Annotated in this window: 18 protein-coding genes and 1 pseudogene; 9 read left to right on the top strand and 10 right to left on the bottom strand. The window is 39.2% G+C overall.

What is annotated here, in order from left to right; all coding sequences use genetic code 11:
- Positions 1–34 precede the first annotated feature (34 nt).
- From gcvH to HYG93_RS15230, 4 genes are all read right to left on the bottom strand, one after another.
- A complete protein-coding gene (gene gcvH / locus HYG93_RS15245; protein WP_120365371.1) occupies positions 35–409 on the bottom strand; it encodes a glycine cleavage system protein GcvH in 375 nt (124 codons plus the stop codon).
- A gap of 84 nt (positions 410–493) precedes the next feature.
- Entirely contained in the window at positions 494–1,522 is a 1,029-nt protein-coding gene (locus HYG93_RS15240; protein WP_106985198.1) for an AraC family transcriptional regulator, read from the bottom strand.
- Positions 1,523–1,671: 149 nt separating this feature from the next.
- A complete protein-coding gene (locus HYG93_RS15235) occupies positions 1,672–2,115 on the bottom strand; it encodes a MaoC family dehydratase (RefSeq protein WP_106985197.1) in 444 nt (147 codons plus the stop codon).
- A gap of 42 nt (positions 2,116–2,157) precedes the next feature.
- Positions 2,158–3,987 (bottom strand): ABC transporter ATP-binding protein, encoded by a 1,830-nt coding sequence (locus tag HYG93_RS15230; protein WP_106985196.1) that lies wholly within the window; start codon positions 3,985–3,987, stop codon positions 2,158–2,160.
- A gap of 288 nt (positions 3,988–4,275) precedes the next feature.
- Here HYG93_RS15230 and HYG93_RS15225 point away from each other — a divergent pair, with 288 nt between their 5' ends.
- The gene (locus tag HYG93_RS15225) at positions 4,276–4,914 is read left to right on the top strand and encodes a division plane positioning ATPase MipZ (protein ID WP_106985195.1); all 639 of its coding nucleotides are present in this window, start codon (positions 4,276–4,278) and stop codon (positions 4,912–4,914) included.
- A gap of 71 nt (positions 4,915–4,985) precedes the next feature.
- Here HYG93_RS15225 and HYG93_RS15220 read toward each other — a convergent pair whose 3' ends face one another.
- From HYG93_RS15220 to HYG93_RS15200, 5 genes are all read right to left on the bottom strand, one after another.
- Positions 4,986–5,522: a DUF2058 domain-containing protein gene (locus HYG93_RS15220; RefSeq protein WP_117007145.1), complete on the bottom strand. Its 537-nt coding sequence runs from the start codon at positions 5,520–5,522 to the stop codon at positions 4,986–4,988.
- 15 nt (positions 5,523–5,537) lie between these two features.
- Positions 5,538–6,212, bottom strand: a complete 675-nt coding sequence (locus tag HYG93_RS15215; RefSeq protein WP_106985193.1) for a YoaK family protein — start codon at positions 6,210–6,212, stop codon at positions 5,538–5,540.
- 34 nt (positions 6,213–6,246) lie between these two features.
- The gene (gene sstT, locus HYG93_RS15210; protein ID WP_106985192.1) at positions 6,247–7,443 is read right to left on the bottom strand and encodes a serine/threonine transporter SstT; all 1,197 of its coding nucleotides are present in this window, start codon (positions 7,441–7,443) and stop codon (positions 6,247–6,249) included.
- Between the two features lie 207 nt (positions 7,444–7,650).
- Positions 7,651–9,387, bottom strand: coding sequence for a SulP family inorganic anion transporter (locus HYG93_RS15205; protein WP_178962610.1), 1,737 nt, complete (start codon positions 9,385–9,387; stop codon positions 7,651–7,653).
- Positions 9,388–9,623: 236 nt separating this feature from the next.
- Positions 9,624–9,941, bottom strand: coding sequence for a helix-turn-helix transcriptional regulator (locus tag HYG93_RS15200; protein ID WP_106985190.1), 318 nt, complete (start codon positions 9,939–9,941; stop codon positions 9,624–9,626).
- Positions 9,942–10,224: 283 nt separating this feature from the next.
- On the opposite strand from HYG93_RS15200, the gene cysK reads away from it, so the two are divergent.
- From cysK to HYG93_RS15180, 5 genes and pseudogenes are all read left to right on the top strand, one after another.
- Positions 10,225–11,223, top strand: a complete 999-nt coding sequence (cysK, locus tag HYG93_RS15195; protein ID WP_106985189.1) for a cysteine synthase A — start codon at positions 10,225–10,227, stop codon at positions 11,221–11,223.
- A gap of 146 nt (positions 11,224–11,369) precedes the next feature.
- Positions 11,370–11,540: pseudogene (locus HYG93_RS19700) on the top strand (cation transporter); the annotation flags it as partial.
- A 36-nt stretch (positions 11,541–11,576) separates the two neighbouring features.
- Complete coding sequence (locus HYG93_RS15190) at positions 11,577–14,075, top strand: heavy metal translocating P-type ATPase (RefSeq protein ID WP_372659128.1); 2,499 nt, start codon at positions 11,577–11,579, stop codon at positions 14,073–14,075.
- Positions 14,076–14,078: 3 nt separating this feature from the next.
- The gene (gene cueR / locus HYG93_RS15185) at positions 14,079–14,474 is read left to right on the top strand and encodes a Cu(I)-responsive transcriptional regulator (protein WP_106985187.1); all 396 of its coding nucleotides are present in this window, start codon (positions 14,079–14,081) and stop codon (positions 14,472–14,474) included.
- A gap of 90 nt (positions 14,475–14,564) precedes the next feature.
- Positions 14,565–14,762, top strand: a complete 198-nt coding sequence (locus tag HYG93_RS15180; RefSeq protein ID WP_106985186.1) for a heavy-metal-associated domain-containing protein — start codon at positions 14,565–14,567, stop codon at positions 14,760–14,762.
- A 131-nt stretch (positions 14,763–14,893) separates the two neighbouring features.
- Here the strand turns inward: HYG93_RS15180 and HYG93_RS15175 are convergent, their stop codons facing one another.
- A complete protein-coding gene (locus tag HYG93_RS15175; RefSeq protein ID WP_106985185.1) occupies positions 14,894–15,505 on the bottom strand; it encodes a TetR/AcrR family transcriptional regulator in 612 nt (203 codons plus the stop codon).
- A 402-nt stretch (positions 15,506–15,907) separates the two neighbouring features.
- On the opposite strand from HYG93_RS15175, the gene HYG93_RS15170 reads away from it, so the two are divergent.
- From HYG93_RS15170 to HYG93_RS15160, 3 genes are all read left to right on the top strand, one after another.
- On the top strand, positions 15,908–17,686 hold the full coding sequence (locus HYG93_RS15170; protein ID WP_178962609.1) for an acyl-CoA dehydrogenase C-terminal domain-containing protein: 1,779 nt from the start codon (positions 15,908–15,910) through the stop codon (positions 17,684–17,686).
- An 88-nt stretch (positions 17,687–17,774) separates the two neighbouring features.
- Positions 17,775–18,950, top strand: a complete 1,176-nt coding sequence (locus HYG93_RS15165; RefSeq protein ID WP_106985183.1) for a thiolase family protein — start codon at positions 17,775–17,777, stop codon at positions 18,948–18,950.
- 97 nt (positions 18,951–19,047) lie between these two features.
- Positions 19,048–20,544 (top strand): succinate CoA transferase, encoded by a 1,497-nt coding sequence (locus tag HYG93_RS15160; RefSeq protein WP_171406238.1) that lies wholly within the window; start codon positions 19,048–19,050, stop codon positions 20,542–20,544.
- Positions 20,545–20,965: the final 421 nt, after the last annotated feature.

The following is a 20,965-nucleotide window of genomic DNA, read 5'->3' as shown; positions in this document are numbered from 1 at the left end:
TGATTTTATTTGGTTTCAAACTTAGAATACTAAATTAAAGGCCAGCTTCGTAATCTGCACTGCTGAGTAAGTCTTCAACATCTGCAATATTGTCTGGTTTAATTTTATAAATCCAGCCTTTGTCATAAGGCGAATCATTTACAAAATCAGGGTCATCTTCTAAATCTGGATTAACTTCTACAACAGTACCCGTAATAGGTGCATGAATATCAGATGCAGTTTTTACTGATTCAACTACACCTGCTTGTTCGCCAGCAGTAATTTTTTGACCTACTTCAGGTGCTTCAACATAAACTAAATCACCTAACGCGTCTTGAGCGTGGTCTGAAATACCCGTTACAACAAGATCACCTTCAATACGCACCCATTCATGTGTACGTGCATATTTTAGTTCTGAAGGATGATTCATGGATAACTCCTTAAAGCTGTGAAAGTCATTTTTGCATGTTTATACATGCTTTTAGTTAAAAAAAAAAGCAATAATCAGTCAGAATTATAAATAAGGGTCTTTACGCCAGTTACTTGGGCTACGACCGCTCCAACGTTTAAAAGCACGACTAAAATTTGCAACGTCGCTATAGCCAAGTTCATCGGCAATTTGCTCTAAGGTAAAGTCAGTGCGGGATAATAAGGAGGTGGCATGACGGTATCTAACTTCATCGACCAAGGTAGAAAAAGAAGTGCCTTCTGCTGCCAATTGACGTTTCAGCGTTCGATCTGACATAAATAAGCGTTCAGCGACGGCTTCAATGCTTAAATAATGTTGCTCTGAGTTCGTTAGAATATCCCGTACACGCATTGCAATTCGATGGCGTTCACCTAAAGCAGAAAGTTCAGCTTCACATTGATTAATTGCAATTTGGCTGGCGATCGGATCGGCATTGACCAGTTTATTGCTTAAATAGTTTTTGTTAAAACTCAAGAGTAGGTGAGGCTGATCAAAACGGAAAGTATGATTTGGATACTTGGCCATAAATCGCTCAAAGCCTTCTGGCTGTGGAAAATCGAAATCAATTTCCCCTGAAGCATCATCTACGCCGGTAATTGCCTTACCCATACTGACGAGACCGAACATTAAGGCGATCGAAATTTCTGAACGAATTGGCTCAAGTTCAATATCAGTTTGTAATTGTATGGTTGCCTTGTTGCCAAAAGTCGAAAAAAATAATTGTAAAAAAGGTAAACGCAGTTGTATGAATCGATTGGCTAAGATTAATGCATCGGTAATATTCTCAGCAGTCATAATGGCATAACCAATAAAACCATGAATAGAAATCCGCATTTGGTTGCCAAGGTGATACCCTAAAGTTGGTTCACCCGTTAATCTTAAAGCATGTTGAATCAATTGATTCGCGACAGGTGTGGGGATGCGATAATCAGGATCTGCAAGTTGTTCGCTATTGAGATCAAATGGCGAAAATAGAGTTTGATCATTGTAACCCCAACGAGAGACTACATCTAAAAGAAGTAAGCCATAAACACCTGGTATACCTTGATCTTGACGTGTGGCGTTTGTTTTCATGCGCGATCCATTGCAATCATTTTATATTTTTATATTCGGACTTATATTGGCATGAAATCCAAGATAAGCCCATTAAAATTGTTGGACAATATGCATCCAGACTGTTGAGCTCAAGTAAAGCTTCGAAACTAAAAATAGCAGTACTGAATTTAAGATGTTTCTTTTTTAAATACCACAATTTTTGTGGTGGAAATATAAACTACATCCTGCGTTTGATTCAGTGCTTGTGTAATGTAAGTCACAATGGCACGATCAGGCTTACTACGCGATGGCGTGATCGCAACAATTTCAACTTCCACATGTATTTTATCACCTGGTCGGGTCGGCCGTGGCCAGCGCACACTGGTTTCAGAGCCAATCAGGCCATTGGCGATCGGAAAGCACTCTGTCCATAAGCGCATAGTGACGGCTGCTGTATGCCAACCACTGGCTGCAATACCTTGGAAAATTGGGTGTTCGGCTGCCAGTGCTTCGTCGGTATGAAAGGGTTGTGGATCATAGGCCTGTGCAAATTGTTTAATTTCCGCAAGGGTCATTTCATAGTCACGACTGATAAAGCGATCGCCAATTTTAATATCTTCCAAATATAGCATGCGGTTAAATTTCCTTATGTTCCGATACAGAATAGTTAAAAATTAAGACTGCTCGAGTAAAAAACCACCTGTTTGACGTTGCCATAAATGTGCATAAATTCCATTTAAAGCAACTAATTCATCATGTGTGCCTTGTTCTGCAATGCGACCCTGATCAAGTACGATCAAGCGGTCCATTTGTGCAATCGTAGATAAACGATGTGCAATCGCAATCACAGTTTTACCTTGCATCAATTCATCTAAACTGGACTGAATGGCTGCTTCAACTTCAGAGTCTAAAGCACTGGTGGCTTCATCTAAAATTAAAATAGGTGCATCCTTTAAAAATACACGTGCAATTGCAATACGTTGACGTTGTCCACCCGATAGTTTTACACCACGCTCACCGACAAAAGCGTCATAGCCTTTTTGGCCACGTAAGTCGACCAACTGAGGGATAAACTCTTCTGCTTTGGCTTTACGTACGGCATCAAACATTTCTTCATCTGAAGCATCTGGTCGACCATATTTAATATTTTCTTCAACGGTTCTATGCAATAACGAAGTATCTTGCGTGACTAAAGCAATGTTTTTTCTTAAGCTGTCTTGTGTAACATCTTCTATATTTTGTCCATCAATCGAAATACGACCTTCGTTGATACGATAAAAGTGTAAAAGTAACTGAATAAGTGTGGATTTACCTGCACCTGAGCGCCCCACAATACCGATTTTTTCACCAGGTTGGATGGTTAAATTGAACTGATCAATTACTTTTTTATCATTATAGGCAAAACTTAAATTTTCAAATTTAATTTCACCATGCGGTACTTGTAGCTCTTGGGCATTTTCTTTGTCTTGAATATTAATACGGCGCCCTAAAGTTTTCATACCATCTTGAATTGTTCCGACATTTTCAAACAGTGCAGAAGTTTGCCACATAATAAATTCAGCAATACTACTCAGCTTTAAAATCATTGCTGTTGCAGCTGCAATCACACCAAGTTCAGCTTGTCCATGTAGCCATAAATATACGGCTGTTCCAATCACACCGCCGTATAGCACAATATTTAAAATGCTAATACTAATAGAATAGCGTGCACCTAAACGCATTTGTTTAAACACCGTCACCATAAACTCTTGCATTGAGCTTTTGGCATATTGGCTTTCACGGCCAGCATGTGCAAACAGCTTCACCGTTTGAATGTTGGTGTAGGCGTCTGTAACTCGGCCTGTCATTACGGCACGTGCATCGGCTTGTTGATTGGAAATTTTACTGAGCCTTGGAATAAAGTATGCTGCAGATGCAATAAACAGAACAAGCCACAACATCAGTGGGATGAGTAGCATTGGCGAAATGGCAGCAAATACCAAGCTGACGGTGACGAAATAAATTAAAACATAGGCCAACATGTCGCCTAAAATAATCCAAAATTCGCGTACTGCTAATGCAGTTTGCATGACTTTGGCAGATAAACGACCGGCAAAATCATTGTGAAAAAAATCGAGACTTTGTTGTAGTAAAAGGTTATGAAAACGCCAGCGTAATCGCATCGGAAAGCTGCTATAGAGCATTTGATGTTTAACTATGGTTTGTAAGCTGGAGAAGAAAACATTGGCCAGTAAAATACTGGTTAAAATAATCAAATTTTGCTGATGATTCGCCATGAATGTTTCAGGCTGGCTTTGGCTCAACCAGTTCACCAAGTCACCAATTTTGGCATAGAGTAGTGCTTCAAAGCTGGCAGCACCAGCTGTACATAAGACCAAAAGTAGTAAATAGCGCTTTACGCCATCTGCTGCTTTCCAAACAAAGGCAAAGAAAGTGGTAGGCAAAGGTTCATTTAAGCCTTTTGTTGGGTAGGGATCTACCAATTTTTCAAACCACTTTAACATACGACAATCACCTTTCTTTGTAGCGTTACCGCTCTATATTAACTGAAATTCATACCTTTATAGCAATTGTACTTATAGCAGAGTTACGATCTAAAAGCTGTTTTGATTGGTGAGAGTAATTGACTAAATTTGAATATATTTTAGTGTAATGAATAAATAAAACGAGATGAATGACGAGTCAGTAGGGTTCACTTTTGAGAATCGGCACATGAAAATATATATAGAAAAATAATTGAGCAGGCGCTGTTTTTGCTCTGGCGTTAAAATAATTAAAGGGGGGGATAAACAGTGGCAAATATTTATGTGATTAGCAGTTTAAAAGCTGGCTCAGGTAAAACCACCATTGCAATGCATTTGTGTGAATATTTAAAGCAAAATCACAAAACTATGCTTTTAGATGCAGATTTAAGCACTGACCATTTTGAATGGGCGCTAAAACATGATAAAAATCTCGCTTTTGAGCACCTCGATGTCTCAGAAAATGATGCCATCACACTAGATAAGCGCATACAGCATTTGCAAAAGCAATACGATAAGATAGTGGTAGATATTGATGGACACGATAGTAAAGCACTACGCTCAGTATTAAAGCATGCGCATAAAATGATTATTCCAACTGGTGTAACAGCGCAAGATTTAAAGCTCCTTGCTGAGATGGTGGAACTGGCGATAGCCATGAAGCAATCCAATCCACAATTACGTGTATATGTGCTTTTGAACAAAATACCCATGCAAACTGAAGCGCAAGAAATCGAACAAGCCAACCAGTTATTACAAGACATGCCAGGCATGCGATTTTTAAATACGATTGTTTATGACGATTCAAGTTTTGTTCAGGCCATGCAGGCGAGTCAATGCATTTGGAAAACGCAACCACAACAAGGTGAGCTCATGGATCAAGTATTGGCAGACTTACTGGCTGATTAATTTACTGCTTATATTATTAAAAAAGCCCCATGTGCAAAACAACGGGGCTTTAATACTGCTTATAGCAAGAATTACCACATCAAATCATCTGGAATGACGTACGCTGCGTAAGGATCTTCTTCCTCAGTGGTTTGTTCATTCTTCTCGGAATTATTGACAATAATAAAGCCTTCCATTTTGCTGTTAATACGTTCAGCCAATGGCTTAGGTAAAAATGCATAGCTGTCGTTGTCTTTTGCAACAACAAGACTACCAGCAACCAAAGCATTATAAATTTGTTGATTGATGTAAACCTTTTTAATTTTGTTTTCATCAATAAATTGATACACAGAATCGCCATCGGTTTGGCGAATTTTATGCTGATTAATCATTTGTACAATGGCAGCTTTTAGCTCTTTTTCTTGTAAAACAGCTTTTTTCTCTTGTTCAATAGCTTGGTCACGCGCTTGCTTTTGCTGCTGATCTTGCGCAATTTTTGCCTTTATTTCTGCTTCATTGCTGTCGCCAGTACGTTTTGCGTGAGCTGCTTGTTTTGACAGTTTTTTTGCCTTTTGATTGTCGACCAAGCCAGCTTTGAGCAGCTGTGCTTGTAATGCATTTTTAACCATGAAAAAAAGTCCAAACTAATGTTGAATGTGCCGATAGCGCAAATAAATGACCCAGTACACAGCGCTCATACAAAGACTTAAGGCTGCGGGTATTAAGAATGTATTCAATTTTAATAAAGGATAAAGTAAAGAAGCAACTATCCCGCCTAAAAAGAAACCCATTAAGATGAGTACATGCAGTAATATTCTGCGTTTTTCTACTGGAAGGCCACGTAGCTGATAACCTAGTGCTAAACCTAAGTCGGTTAATACACCAGATAAATGCGTGGTGCGAATAATTGTGCCTTTATAGTGGCTAACCATGGCATTTTGTACGCCCATTGCCACACAAGCCCATAAAAGTGCATATCTTGGGAAATAAGGTACCAATAGCCAACAGAGTAAAATAAAAAAAGCCACCAAGCTTAAGGGAATGCCATAAAGGCGCCCTAAGCGAAAGTGACTATTTCCCAGAATGAGCCCACTATAAAATGAGCCAATCACATAGCAAAGAATGACCAGAACCAAATACAACACATGTTCGGGTTGCCATGTGATGATGGCTTGAGCAAGCATACTGACGTTGCCGGTCATGTGAGATACAGACTGATGCAGAACAGTGACCAAGCCAATGACATTGATCATGCCTGCATTCATCGCAAGAAAGAATGCGCCAAGTTGTATCCATGCTGGTAAAGTTTGAAATGGCATAATAAACAGCGCATTTTATATACGAATGAGTATATTACTTTAAACCACGGTCTACAGCTGCAGTAAATAATACGTCAGTCGAAGAGTTTAGGGCTGTTTCGGTAGAGTCTTGTAAAACACTAATCACCATACCAATTGCAACCACTTGCATAGCAACATCTGATGAAATACCAAATAAGCCACAGGCAACAGGAATTAATAATAATGAACCGCCAGCAACACCTGATGCCCCACATGCCGAAATAGTTGCCAACACAGATAAAATTAACATTGTTGTGAAATCAACGTTAATTCCTAAGGTATTTACTGCTGCGAGTGTAAGCACTGTAATTGTTACAGAAGCGCCGGCCATGTTAATTGCTGCACCGAGTGGAATAGCAACACTTGCAGTTGATTCAGGTACACCTAAACGTTTTGCTAAGTCCAAGTTCACAGGAATATTGGCAGCAGAGCTACGCGTAAAGAATGCAGTAATACCACTTTCACGTAAGCATTGGAACACCAATGGATATGGATTTGAGCGTGTTACAAATGCCACCATAATTGGGTTGATCACCAAAGCAACAAAGAACATTGTGCCAATCAATACCGCTAATAAATGTGCATAGCTTGCAAGGGTGCTTAAACCTGCATCTGCAAATGTCACCGCAACCAAACCAAAAATACCCACAGGAGCGAAGCTAATAACCAAGCGAATCACGCTGTTAACTGCATTGGCTGCATCTGTAAGGAAGGTTTTAGTGGTGTCAGCAGCATGACGAAATGCAATGCCTAGTGCTACAGCCCATGCCAAGATACCAATAAAGTTAGCATCAGAAATAGCAGTTACTGGGTTTGCAACGAAACTCAATAACAAATTTTTCATGATTTCTGCAAGGCTTCCTGGTGGTGTCAAATCAGCTTGTGCTGGAACATTCAAGAATAAAGTGCTTGGCGAGAAAATGCTGACAATGACTGCACTTAGAGCAGCCAAGAACATACCAATGGCATACATCAACATAATTGGCTTAATGTAAGCATTGCTACTACCAACTTTAAAGTTTGCAATGGAAGCCAATACCAAGACAAATACAAGAACTGGCGCAACAGATTTTAATGCTTTGATGAATAAATCACCTAGCATACTTAGATAAGGAGCTGCATTTGGGAAAAAAACAGCAACCAATACGCCCAAAATAATGGCGATAATAATTCGGGTTACTAAACTCAAACGCGTAAAAGCAGTGAACATAGGAGAGCCTTGTCAGAATTACAATGACAAAATTGATGAAAATTAGGCGCCTATTTTATACTGAAAAAATTATTAGCTAGTAAGAAAAATGAATATAAAAATTAAGTTATTGTTTTTCAGTTGCATTTTTTACAAAAATACATTGGATTTTGAATAAAATACATGACTTATTGATAAAAAGCCTCATAAGCTGAGGCTTTTTATCACTTAGATTTGATATTCAAGAATTTTAGGAGAAAGGCTTTGTATAGCCTTAAAATGCGTCAAATAAATTTGGCCACTTAAATGCTTAAGCAATTTAGATTGCTGTAGTTTGTCCATGACGGGACCTTTGACCTCTGAAAAATGCAACCGAATATTGAGTTTGCTAAGCTCTGCATTAATTTCTTCAAGCATTTCTAATGCGCTGTAGTCGATACTACTGACACTAGAGCAATTCAAAATTACATGGCGTAGTTCAGTTTGATGGCTAATTTCATTAATCAAAAAGCCTTTTAATGCATTGGCATTTAAGAATGTGAGGCTTTCATCAATACGAACAGATAAAATATCTGCAGTTGTAACCACATGACGGCGTTGTATATTTCTAAAATGTTGTGTGCCTTCAACCAAGCCAATCACGGCCATGTGTGGTCGACTAATACGCCAAAGCATAAGAATAAAGGTAGAGATAATACCGATCATTAAGCCCGTTGAAATATCAATAACAATCACGCCTAAGAACGTAATCCACATCGCAATGCCATCAGCTCTTGAATAGTGCCAAGTATCCACAAAAGGTTTGAAATCTACCAATTTCCAAATAGATACAATAATAGTGGCAGCCAAAATAACCAAAGGCAGATCTTTAAAAAAGCTCGTAAAGTACAACGTCACAATAATAATAAAGATTGAGGATAAAACGCCAGCCATAGGCGTTTTAGCACCAGCATCGGCATTAACAACAGTACGAGACAAACTGCCTGTTACAGGGAATGCCGAGCTTAGACCTGCACTTAAATTTGCAAGCCCTAAAGCGACTAGTTCTTGGTTACTATTGAGATGGCTACGTTGCTGTAGTGCTGTGGCTTGTGCAATGGACAATGATTCGACAAAACTGATCATGGCAATCATCGCTGCGCCAGGAAGCAATTTAATGACCAATTCCCATGTCCAGAAAGGCATGTGTAAAGGGGGAAATCCTGAAGGAATTTCACCGACTGTTTTAAGCCCATAGGCTTTTAGGCCAAAGCCTATGGTCAGTGCAATGGAAATGACCACCAAAATTAAGGGAAGTGCTTTTATTAAAAAAGTGGTTGAGCCGATTCGCCCTTGTATAGCTTGGCTATTGAGTAATTTGGGCGCATAAATTAAAAATAAAATTGCGATCAGGCCAAAGCCTAAGGAAAACACATGAGTGAAGGATAAATACTGCCAAGCACTTTGAATAAATTGCGGAATGTTATTGCCATTTAAAGGAACATCGAGCAAAAATTTGATTTGTCCTAAAGCAATAATAAGTGCAGAAGCAATAATAAAACTTTTGATAACCGGATGGCTGATCAATTGGATTAAAAACCCAAACCTAAAAATACCCAATAAAAAAGAAATCACCCCGACCATTACCGCCAATAACATAGCTGCATCTATGTAAACTGGTGAGCCAGCTTCAAATAAAGGGTTGAGGGTAGCAAATGTCATCATAGAAATAATGGCGACGGGCCCAATTGATAAAGTCGAGCTACTACCTGTCATAGCATAAATAATCATGGGTAACATACTGGCATATAAGCCCATGATGGGTGGTAAACCTGCAAGCATGGCATAGGCCATCCCTTGTGGCACCAACATGGCAATCACAATTAATGCAGCCAATACGTCAGATTTAAATTTACCTAAATGATAGTCTTGTAGCCATTGCCACGCAGGAAAATAACCCAAGATGCGTTGTTTTAAATCTGACATAAAAAATTCTAAATCACAATTTAATATATATTATGCATAAAAAATGCTAAGAAGTCCTGCCAAAATTTCTGATGCTTTATTTTTAAGGCATGGAGATAAAATTAAAGTAATAAGAGAGCGAAGTGAAATATGGTTTTTTGCTGAGGATGGCGATTTGTTGAATAAGGGGACTAAAAAATCTGGCTATTGGCTGTCAATGAAGAATTGTTTTTAGGTACTGTCAGCCAAGAATTTTTTTAGACTTCAGGTGCGGTGCAATATAAATCTTGCAATGTTTTGAGTACGGTAACCAAATTTTCGTCTTTAATTGAGTAATAAATTTGCTTGCCATCACGTCGTGTGCTCACCACATCACTTTTACGTAACATCATCAGTTGTTGAGATAATGTGGGTTGGCAGATGTCTGTCATTTGCTCGATTTGTGAAACATTTAGTTCATCTTGCGCTAAGTGACATAATATAAGTAGCCGATCAGTGTTTGCTAAGGATTTTAGAACACCGACGACGATATCTGCAGAATCACGCAAACTGGTGATTTCTAGATCCGTATTCATTTCAGAGTATCCATATAGGTTTGGCGTGGAATAAGTATACGGTTATCTGACGTAGGCGCTGTAAAAAAATGCCGATAATTGATGGTTTTTAGTGAAAATAAATATCAATAAAAATTATATGTATCAAAAAGATGCATTTATTTACTACATCGAATAACGAATATACAAGGCGATTAAAAATTTAGCACAAATTTATGTATTTTAGGCAAAAAATATACAGCACTTTCAAATTGGCGTTATGATGCTTAAGATTGCAGTGATGTATAAAATTAAGGGAATACTCATGACAACTGATAGTGCTTTTCCAGTACCAAGTAATTTAGGTGTTGCTGTTTATAGCAATAATGCGGAGGCTATTGGTAATACGCCACTTGTACGCATTAATCGTGTTATTCAGTCGGATGCAACGGTTTTGGCAAAAGTAGAAAGCCGTAATCCTGCATTTTCTGTAAAGTGCCGTGTAGGTGCTGCTTTAATTGCAGATGCTGAAGAAAAAGGCTTGTTAAAAGCGGGTATGCATATTGTAGAGCCAACCAGTGGTAATACAGGTATTGCTTTGGCTTTTGTTGCAGCTGCTAAAGGTTATGATATTACGTTAACGATGCCAGCCAGCATGAGTATTGAGCGCCGTAAAGTTTTAAAATCTTTTGGGGCAAACTTGGTATTAACCGAGCCTGCAAAAGGCATGAAAGGTGCGATTGAAGAAGCTGAACGTTTGGTTGCAGAACATCCAGAAACTTATTATTTGCCTCAGCAATTTGAAAACCCAGCAAATCCTAAAATTCATGAATTAACCACAGGCCCTGAAATTTGGGAAGCGACTGGCGGTAAAGTTGATATTTTAGTATCAGGCGTAGGTACAGGTGGCACGATTTCAGGTATTTCACGTTATTTTGAGCAAGTGAAAAATCAGCCTGTTTATTCGGTTGCGGTAGAGCCAGCAGAGTCTCCAATTATTGGTCAGGCAAAACGCGGGGAAACTTTAACACCAGGGCCACATAAAATTCAGGGCATTGGTGCGAACTTTATTCCTAAAAACCTTGACCTTGATTTAGTTGATGAAGTACTTGCAATTGAGAGTGCTGAAGCAATTGAATGGGCGCGTAAAACAGCGACTCATGAAGGTATTTTGGTGGGTATTTCGAGTGGTGCAGCTATGGCTGCTGCTGCCAAATTGGCTGCACGACCAGAAAATGCGGGTAAAACTATTGTGGTGATTTTACCAGACGGTGGCGAGCGCTATTTATCTTCAGTACTGTTTGAAGATATTTCTGCAGACTAAGACCGTACAATCATTATCAATGATTGGATGTGTAAATAAAAAAACAGGCGGATGCGCCTGTTTTTTTTATGGTGATGGCTTGACCTTACCAATATGGCAATGTTTAAGCTATAGATATTAATTTAATCATTTATGAGGCATTTAATATGTCGACCGCAAGCGCTGAAAAAAAACAAGAACAATATCAACTTACTGTAGATATTGAAGGGATGACTTGTGCCTCATGTGCTGTAAGAGTAGAAAAAGCATTAAATAAAATCGAGCAGATAGAAAATGCTACGGTTAATTTGGCGACTGAACAAGCCCATATTGAGAGTAAGCAACCCATTGAGCTTAATCGTGTTGTTCAAGCAATTGAACGGTCAGGATTTAATGTTGCAACCCAACAAGTAGAAATTCCTATTGAAGGTATGACCTGTGCGTCATGTGTTGCACGAGTAGAAAAGGCACTGAATAAAGTTGATGGTGTACTGCACAGCACTGTTAATTTGGCCACGGAAAAAGCTACCGTAAACGCCTTGAGCTCATTGAATATACAGCAACTGTATAAAACGATTGAAAAAGCTGGCTATAGTATTGCAACCCAACCCATAGAATTAGATCTGGTCGGGATGACCTGTGCTTCATGTGTTGCACGTGTGGAAAAAGCTTTAATGAAAGTAGATGGCGTGAGTCATGCCACTGTTAATCTAGCAACTGAAAAAGCCATGGTGTACGGTGGTCAACCCGAAACATTAATACAGGCAGTAAAAAAGGCTGGTTATGAAGCTCGTCTCGCACAAGCATTAGACGCAACACGAACTGAAAAAAAACAACAAGAAATGCAGGTACTGAAACGTGATTTAATCATTGCTTTCATTTTTACGCTTCCTGTTTTTGTCTTAGAAATGGGCAGCCATTTGATTCCAGCTTTTCATCATTGGATACATGGTTTTATTGGCCTACAAAATAGCTGGTATATCCAATTTATCTTCACAAGTTTGGTTTTACTGTTACCGGGACGTCGTTTTTATCAGCATGGGATTCCAGCTTTATTACGTTTAGCACCAGACATGAATTCCTTGGTGGCTGTGGGCACATTCTCTGCGTATCTATTTTCGTGTATTGCACTCTTTATGCCACAGTTATTACCACAAGGTACGGTGCATGTTTATTTTGAGTCTGCAGCAGTCATTATTGTTTTAATTTTATTGGGACGTTATTTAGAAGCCAAAGCCAAAGGTAAAACTTCACAGGCCATACAATATTTGATGGGTATTCAAGCCAAAACTGCACGTGTTATGCAAGATGGTACTTTTATAGAAATGCCGATAGAGCAAGTCCAGTCTGGTATGGTCTTTGAAGTTCGTCCAGGTGAAAAAGTACCTGTAGATGGAGAAGTGATTTCAGGTGCTAGCTATATTGATGAATCCATGATTAGTGGTGAACCCTTAGCCGTTGAAAAAGTTGCAGGGCAACACGTTGTTGGGGGAACTATTAATCAAAATGGCAATTTGACAGTAAAAGCAACATCTGTGGGTCAAGACTCAGTGCTTTCACAAATTATTCACATGGTTGAAAAGGCACAGGGTTCAAAACTTCCAATTCAAACCTTAGTGGATAAAGTCACTTTATGGTTTGTACCCGCCGTAATGTTATTGGCTACATTCACATTTGTAGTTTGGTATTTAGTTGGGCCCGAACCGAGTCTTACCTATGCATTAGTCAATGCTGTGGCTGTACTGATTATTGCGTGCCCGTGTGCAATGGGCTTGGCAACACCAATGTCGATTATGGTAGGTACGGGGCGTGGTGCAGAATTAGGTGTTTTATTTCGTAAAGGCGAAGCCTTACAACAACTTAAAGCAACTCAAGTCGTTGCAGTTGATAAAACTGGGACGCTGACCGAAGGCAAACCCCAACTGACTGATTTTCAGGTGACTGAAGGCTTTAATGAGCATGAAGTTTTACAATGGGTGGCCTCTGTAGAAGCAAAATCAGAGCATCCTATTGCTTATGCAATTGTACAAGCCGCTCAGGATTTATCACTTGAATGTCTTCATGTAGACCATTTCGATTCAATTACAGGCGCGGGTATTCGTGCTGAATTACATGGAAAGCAAATTCATATTGGTGCTGCACGTTTAATGCTTGATTTAGGGTTAAATATTGATGTCTTTACAGCCATGGCACAACAGCTGGGCGAGCAAGGGAAAACACCCCTGTATGTTGCAATTGATCAGCATTTAGCAGCCATTATTGCCGTTGCAGATCCAATTAAAGAAACCACTTTTAGTGCAATCCGTGCTTTACATGCACAAGGCTTAAAAGTTGCCATGATTACTGGGGATAATGCACATACGGCTCAGGCGATTGCACAACAGCTGCAGATAGATACGGTGATTGCAGAAGTATTACCCGATGAGAAAGTACATGCCGTAAAACAGCTTCAAGCTAAATATGGCATTACCGCTTTTGTTGGGGATGGTATTAATGATGCTCCAGCACTCGCACAGGCTCATGTTGGTTTAGCCATTGGCACAGGAACAGATATTGCAATTGAAGCTGCAGATGTCGTGCTGATGTCTGGAAATTTACAAGCAGTACCAACTGCAATTGGCTTGAGTACCGCAACCATGAATAACATCCGTCAAAATTTATTTTGGGCTTTTATTTATAATGTGGCTTTAATTCCAGTTGCGGCAGGGCTGTTATATCCATTTTTTGGAATATTACTTTCGCCTATGTTTGCTGCTGGAGCGATGGCATTATCCTCAGTATTTGTGATTAGTAATGCGCTACGCTTAAAGCGTTATCAGCCTACATGGGCACAGAGCATCGCTGATAGTAAGCCAATGAAATTGGAGTCTTAACACATGAATATAGGACAAGTTGCAAAAAACTCGGGCATTTCTGCAAAAATGATTCGTTATTATGAAGACATTGGCGTATTGCCAGCATCTAAACGTAGCGATGCAGGTTATCGGATGTACAGTGAAGACGACCTAAAAACCTTGCATTTTATTCGACATGCCAGAGAACTTGGCTTTTCTACAGAGCAAATGAAAGAGCTTCTAGAGCTGTGGAAAAACCACGACCGACAAAGTGCCGAAGTAAAAGATTTAACTCAAAAGCATATTCTGGCGTTAAAACAAAAAATTGTAGATTTACAAACCATGGTGGATCACTTAGAACAGTCTGTCCATTGTTGTGCTGGAAATCAGCAATCTGAATGCGAAATTTTAAATAAAATTGAATTTGGAATGAATTAGGGGCTTGACCTTCACCCTATTGGAAGCTTTAAGTTTTTAAATATCGTTGTATAGCTTTGTTTAACACAACAAACATGAGGAAAAAATGCTATGAAACTACGTATCGATGCAATGACCTGTGGCGGATGTGCACGTAGCGTGACTGCGAGTATTAAAGACCTTGATCCAAATGCGACAGTAAATATTGATGTTGCAAGTAAAATTGTGGAAGTTGATAGTACTGCGGAACAGCAAAAACTTTTAGAGGTTTTAGCGGAAGATGGCTTTCCAGCAGTGCAATTGGCTTAATGGTTACGAGCTAAATAATTTAACTGTTGTCAATAAAGCCCGGTTTAACTGGGCTTTATTGTGTGCAAAATTAGCCATTTTTAAAATTGTGCTACTTTGAACAGCATTGATAAATGTAGAAAGAACAAGACTTAATTGTTTTGGCTTGCAATTTTATCTGGTGTCATCAGTGCTTGATTGACATAAAGTTTAATTAAGCGCTCTCGTGAACCGATCGATTTTTGATAGTGCGTTGAGTTTAATAAAAGTGAAGCGCCGTAAGTGACCGTCCAAATATAGGATAAATAGTCACGAATCGACATCATGCTGTTGGTTTCTTTGAGATGGTGCGCAAACAAATCTTTGATTTCAAGTATTCGTTGCTCACGAATATGATAAAGCTCTTCAAATAAGTCTTTGAGTTTGCGCTCATTATTTGTTAGGCGTTCTTCAATTACATGCAAAAGAATCGTTCGATTCGAATTCAGCATGTTGTAGAGCATGTATTGTGAAACATAGGTTTTAATATCGTGATTATATTTTTTGGAAATCTCTAGCAAACGTTGCTCATTTAAAATAATTAATTCTAAATACAGCTGGTTTTTACTTTTAAAATGTTTGTAAATCGTGCCCTTAGCAATATCTAATTCGCCTGCTAATTCACTTAAAGTAATGTCCTGATTGTTGTCTAGCAATAACGTTTCGGCCATCGCTAAAATTTTCTCTTTGCGTTGTAGAAAATTTTGTTGGCGTACTGTAGTCATTTTTATTCCAAATACATCAATGGAGAATATGATAGAAGATTACGGTGATTTAATGCTTGCTAAAATAACACTAAGGTCGAGCAGTGTATTCTATTTTGAACTAAAAATAGCCGTTTAATACAAAGATGAAGAATATGTGAACAATCTTGTAGTATTAGCGCCCAATGTCAAGAAAACTGAACCCTTGAGGTCATATTTGGCAAATAAAATTCCATTTTAAAATAAATTATTCTATTGTCTTAGCACGTTTTTAACACTGTTTCAGATCAATTTATCTGACCGTATCGCTCTCAGAAATTTAAATTTTAAGCCTAAGAAATGCCAAGTATTTTCTTATAGCTGACTGTTATCTGCAAAAAGCTGAAGCTTCGCATCAGCATGTAATAAATTAAGGACTATTAAATGCCAATTTATAACGCACCACTCAAAGACATGGACTTCATCTTAAATGATGTATTTAAAGCTGATGAGTTTTGGCAAGCCAACGAAAATTTAGCGCACTTAGATGTTGCAACCGCAAATGCAATTTTAGAAGAAATGGCTAAATTTTCTAAAAATGTCATTTTAGATCTTAACCGTAGTGCTGATGAATCAGGTGGTGCTCAATTTAACCTAGGTGAAGTAAAAACACCTGAAGGTTTTAAAGAGGCGTTTAATCAATTTGCGCAAGGTGGTTGGGTAGGTTTAGGTGCTCCAGAAGAATGGGGTGGCCAAGGTATGCCAAAAATGCTCACTGTGTTGGCAGATGAAATGATTTGGAGTACCAATCCATCATTTATGCTTTATCCGCTACTCACAGTTGGCGCGGGGATGGCCATTAATGACCGTGCTTCTCAAGAACAAAAAGAAACCTATTTACCAAAATTTTATACAGGTGAATGGTCAGGTACGATGTGTTTGACAGAGCCTCACTCTGGTACAGATTTAGGGATTATTAAAACCAAAGCTGAACCGAATGATGATGGTTCATACAATATTACGGGTACCAAAATTTTTATTACCAGCGGTGAGCATGATCTTTGCGAAAACATTATTCATTTAGTGTTGGCAAAAACACCTAATGCACCTGCTGGTTCACGTGGTATTTCGTTGTTTATTGTGCCGAAATTTTTGGTCAATGCCGACGGTACATTAGGTGAGCGCAATGCCGTTTCCGCAGGTTCAATTGAACACAAAATGGGCATCAAAGGCTCTGCAACTTGTGTGATGAACTTTGATGGTGCTAAAGGCTACATGGTTGGCAATGAAAATGAAGGCCTTGCTGGCATGTTTGTTATGATGAACTATGAACGTTTATCAATGGGTATTCAGGGTATTGGTGCTTCAGAATATGCTTATCAAAATGCAGCGCAATATGCGACAGATCGTTTACAAGGTCGCGCAGCTACAGGTGTTCAAAGTCCTGAAAAACCCGCTGATTCAATTTTAGTACATGGTGATGTACGCCGTATGTTGCTCAATGTACGTGCAAATAATGAAGCATCACGTGCGTTTGCCGTATATGTAGGTCAGCAATTAGATATCACAAAATACTCAACCGATGCTGAGGCTGTTCGTAAAGCCAATGACCGTGTTGCATTACTGACACCAATTGCTAAGGCCTATTTAACTGATACTGCATTGCAAGCTACTTTAGAAGCTCAAATGTGCTTTGGTGGACATGGTTATATTCGTGAATGGGGCATGGAACAGTGTATTCGTGACTTACGTATTGCACAAATCTATGAAGGCACTAATGGTGTACAAGCGATTGATTTAATTGGCCGTAAAACCACGAAATGCTCAGGTGCATTTGTTGCAGAGTATATGGCTGAAATTCGCGAATTTAGCAATAACATGCCAGATTCAAAAGTAAAACAAGCAGCCTTGAATGTATGTGAGAAAGTAGAAGCATTAACGCAATTTGTTGTTGAACAATCGAAGTTAAATCCTAACTTTAGTAATGCTGTGGCAGTGGATTACTTACATGTTGTGGGCTTACTCAGCTTTGTTTATATGTATGCACGTATTCATGAAGCTGCTCGTGTGAAAGCAGAGCCGTTCTATCAATATAAACTTGTGCTTGCAGATTACTATGTTGCAAAAGTGCTACCAGACTTAGCTGCACGCGCAGAGCGTATTTACGCAGGTGCTGATTTAATTATGCAATTACCGCAAGACTACTTTACTGCACAAGCATAATTAAAAAACAGTTTACGATTATAGATGGAAATGCCCTAAGAAGAATTAAGCTTCTTAGGGTAAACAAGATGTATAAATACAGGATGGTATAAAAATGATTGTTATTGTTGATGGCGTTCGTACAGCGATGGGTGGTTTTCAGGGTTCACTTTCATCATGTACAGCACCAGAGCTAGGCGCTGTTGCGATTCAAGCAACTGTGGAACGTTCAGGTTTACAGGCAACTGATATTGATGAAGTGATTTTTGGTTGTGTTTTACCCGCAGGTTTAAAACAAGGCCCAGCACGTCAAGCAATGCGACTTGCAGGTTTACCTGATTCAACAGGCGCGACCACAATTAATAAAATTTGTGGTTCTGGCATGAAAGCTGTGATGCAAGCAGCCGATGCAATTAAAGCGGGCTCTGCACAAATTGTGGTTGCAGGTGGCATGGAGTCTATGTCAAATGCACCATATTTACTGGAAAAAGCACGCTCAGGCTATCGCATGGGGCATGGTAAAACCACGGATCACATGTTCCAAGAAGGTTTAGAAGATGCTGAAACTGGCTTTTCTATGGGGATTTTGGCACAGGAAATGGCCGATAAAAAAGGCTATACCCGCGAGCAGCAAGATGCATTTGCAATTAACTCTTTGAATAAAGCGGTAACGGCTGTAAATGGTGGTTATTTCAAGGCTGAAATTGCACCTGTTACAGTAAAATCACGTAAGGGCGATGTGGTTGTTGATACTGATGAACAGCCTTTGAGTGCAAAACCAGAAAAAATTCCAACCTTACGTCCAGCATTTAAAAAAGACGGCACAATTACTGCTGCGAATGCGAGTTCAATCTCAGATGGTGCTTCGGCATTGGTGATTACTTCTGAAGAAACAGCAAATGCACGTGGCTTAAAGCCAATGGCTAAGGTTGTTGCTTACGCGACAAATTCACAGCATCCATCTGAGTTTACAATTGCACCAGTAGGAGCGATTGAGAAAGCTTTACAAAAAGCAGGTTGGACAGCAGACGAAGTTGACCTTTGGGAAGTAAACGAAGCTTTTGCCATGGTGACGATGCTTGCGATAGATGGCTTTAAGCTCGACGAAGCGAAAGTGAACGTAAATGGCGGTGCATGCGCACTAGGTCATCCATTAGGTTCATCGGGTTCACGTATTATTGTGACACTCATGCATGCTTTAAAGCGCACGGGTGGCAAAAAAGGCATCGCTGCACTGTGCATTGGTGGTGGTGAGGCGACTGCGATTGCAATTGAATTAATATAATTCATCATCGTTTTAAATTTTTAGATAAGCAAGCTGTAACACCGTCTCAGTACGCTGGGGTGGTTGAATAATTGATGTTTATTATGAGATTTTTATTATGAACGGTTTAGATCGCATTCGCTTAATCTCCCTTCGCGACAAAGTTATGTCTGCGCAACAAGCGATTGAATTAATTAAAGACGGCTCGGTAGTGGGTTTAAGTGGTTTTGGTGGTGCCGGTGAGGCAAAGACAGTTCCTTTGGCTTTGGCAGATCACGCGGCTGCTCATCCTTTACGTATTACTTTGGCCACAGGTGCAAGTTTAGGCAATAGTATTGATGGGCGCTTAAGTCAGGCACATGCCATTCAACGCCGTTATCCATATCAGGCAGACCCAACATTACGTAAGGCCATTAACAATGGTGAAGTGATGTATATCGATCAGCATTTATCTGAAATGGCTGATAATATTCGTCATCATAACTTACCAAGTATTAATGTTGCAGTGATTGCAGCGACTGCAATTACTGAAGATGGACAAATTATTCCAACGGGTTCTTGTGGTAACTCAGCGAACTTCATCGAAATGGCAGATCAAGTGATTATCGAAATTGATAATACGATCAATCCAGTTCTTGAAGGCGTACATGATATTTATTTACCGAAAGCGCGCCCTAATCGTGGCCCGATTCCACTCACTCAAGCGGGTGATCGTATCGGTACCATTGGAATTAACGTAAGCCCTGAAAAAATTGCAGCCATTGTACTGAATGATTTGCCCGACACACAGTTTGGTATGGATGAGCCAGATACAGATACGCTGTCAATTGCGAAACACCTGATTCATTTTTTTGAAGCAGAAGTTGCACAAGGCCGTTTGCCTGAAAATTTAGGGCCATTACAGTCGGGTGTTGGTTCAATTGCCAATGCCGTGTTTGCTGGTTTTGAACATTCTAATTTTAATAATTTAGAAATGTACTCTGAGGTTTTACAAGATTGCACCTTCCAGCTGATTGATTCAGGAAAAATGACTTTTGCTTCGGGTTGTTCTATGACGTTGTCAGAATCTTGTGCACAAAAAGTGATGCAAAATTTTGATCAATACAAAGACAAAATCGTTTTACGTCCACAAGAAATTTCAAATAATCCTGAAATTATTCGTCGATTAGGCATTATTGCAATTAATACGGCACTTGAGTTTGATATTTATGGCAACGTAAATTCGACGCATGTGACGGGCACTAAAATGATGAATGGCATTGGTGGCTCAGGTGACTTTACTCGCCATGCGCATATTGCAATTTTTGTGACTAAATCGATTGCAAAAGCTGGCGCAATTTCATCTGTAGTGCCAATGGTGAGTCATACCGATCATACTGAACACGATGTGGATGTTTTGGTGACTGAACAAGGTTTGGCAGACTTACGTGGACTTGCACCTCGTGAGCGTGCACGTAAAGTCATTGAGTGCTGTGCACATCCTGATTATCGTGAAGCTTTATTAAGTTATTTCGAGCGTGCATGTGAGCATGGGGGACAAACCCCACACTTATTAAATGAAGCACTGTCTTGGCATGCACAGTTTGAAGAAACTGGTAGTATGAAAACAGCTTAATAAAACTGTTTAGTTAATAAAAAGCCCGAACTCTTCGGGCTTTTTATATGGGTATGAATACATTTATTGTATTTTATAGAATTGATTCTGTAGCAGAATGAAGTTTTAAATTTAAAGATAAGCTGTATAGATTATTTTATTAATTAGTTAATCTTAACTTATAGTGCATAAAATAGTAAAATCGATTAAAAAAATATCTTTAAAAATGAAAGTTGAGTTTTTTATTAAAATAAATCATCATATTAGATTGAATTAAATAAATTAAAGTCGAACTAAAAAGACTTATTTTAGAAGGGCTTTGTTGCACAAACCTACCTCTAAGGGCTTATTCAGCAATATAATTCTAAAATGAATAAGCCCACACCTAAAATTTATCGTACAACCAATTGGTCATCCTACAATCGCGCTTTGATCAATCGTG

Origin of the sequence: Acinetobacter sp. SwsAc6 (assembly GCF_013391565.1) — a bacterium.
In the GTDB taxonomy this organism is placed as follows: domain Bacteria; phylum Pseudomonadota; class Gammaproteobacteria; order Pseudomonadales; family Moraxellaceae; genus Acinetobacter; species Acinetobacter cumulans.
Note: the sequence above shows the minus strand (reverse complement) of the source record. Positions and strands in the feature narration are given on the sequence as shown.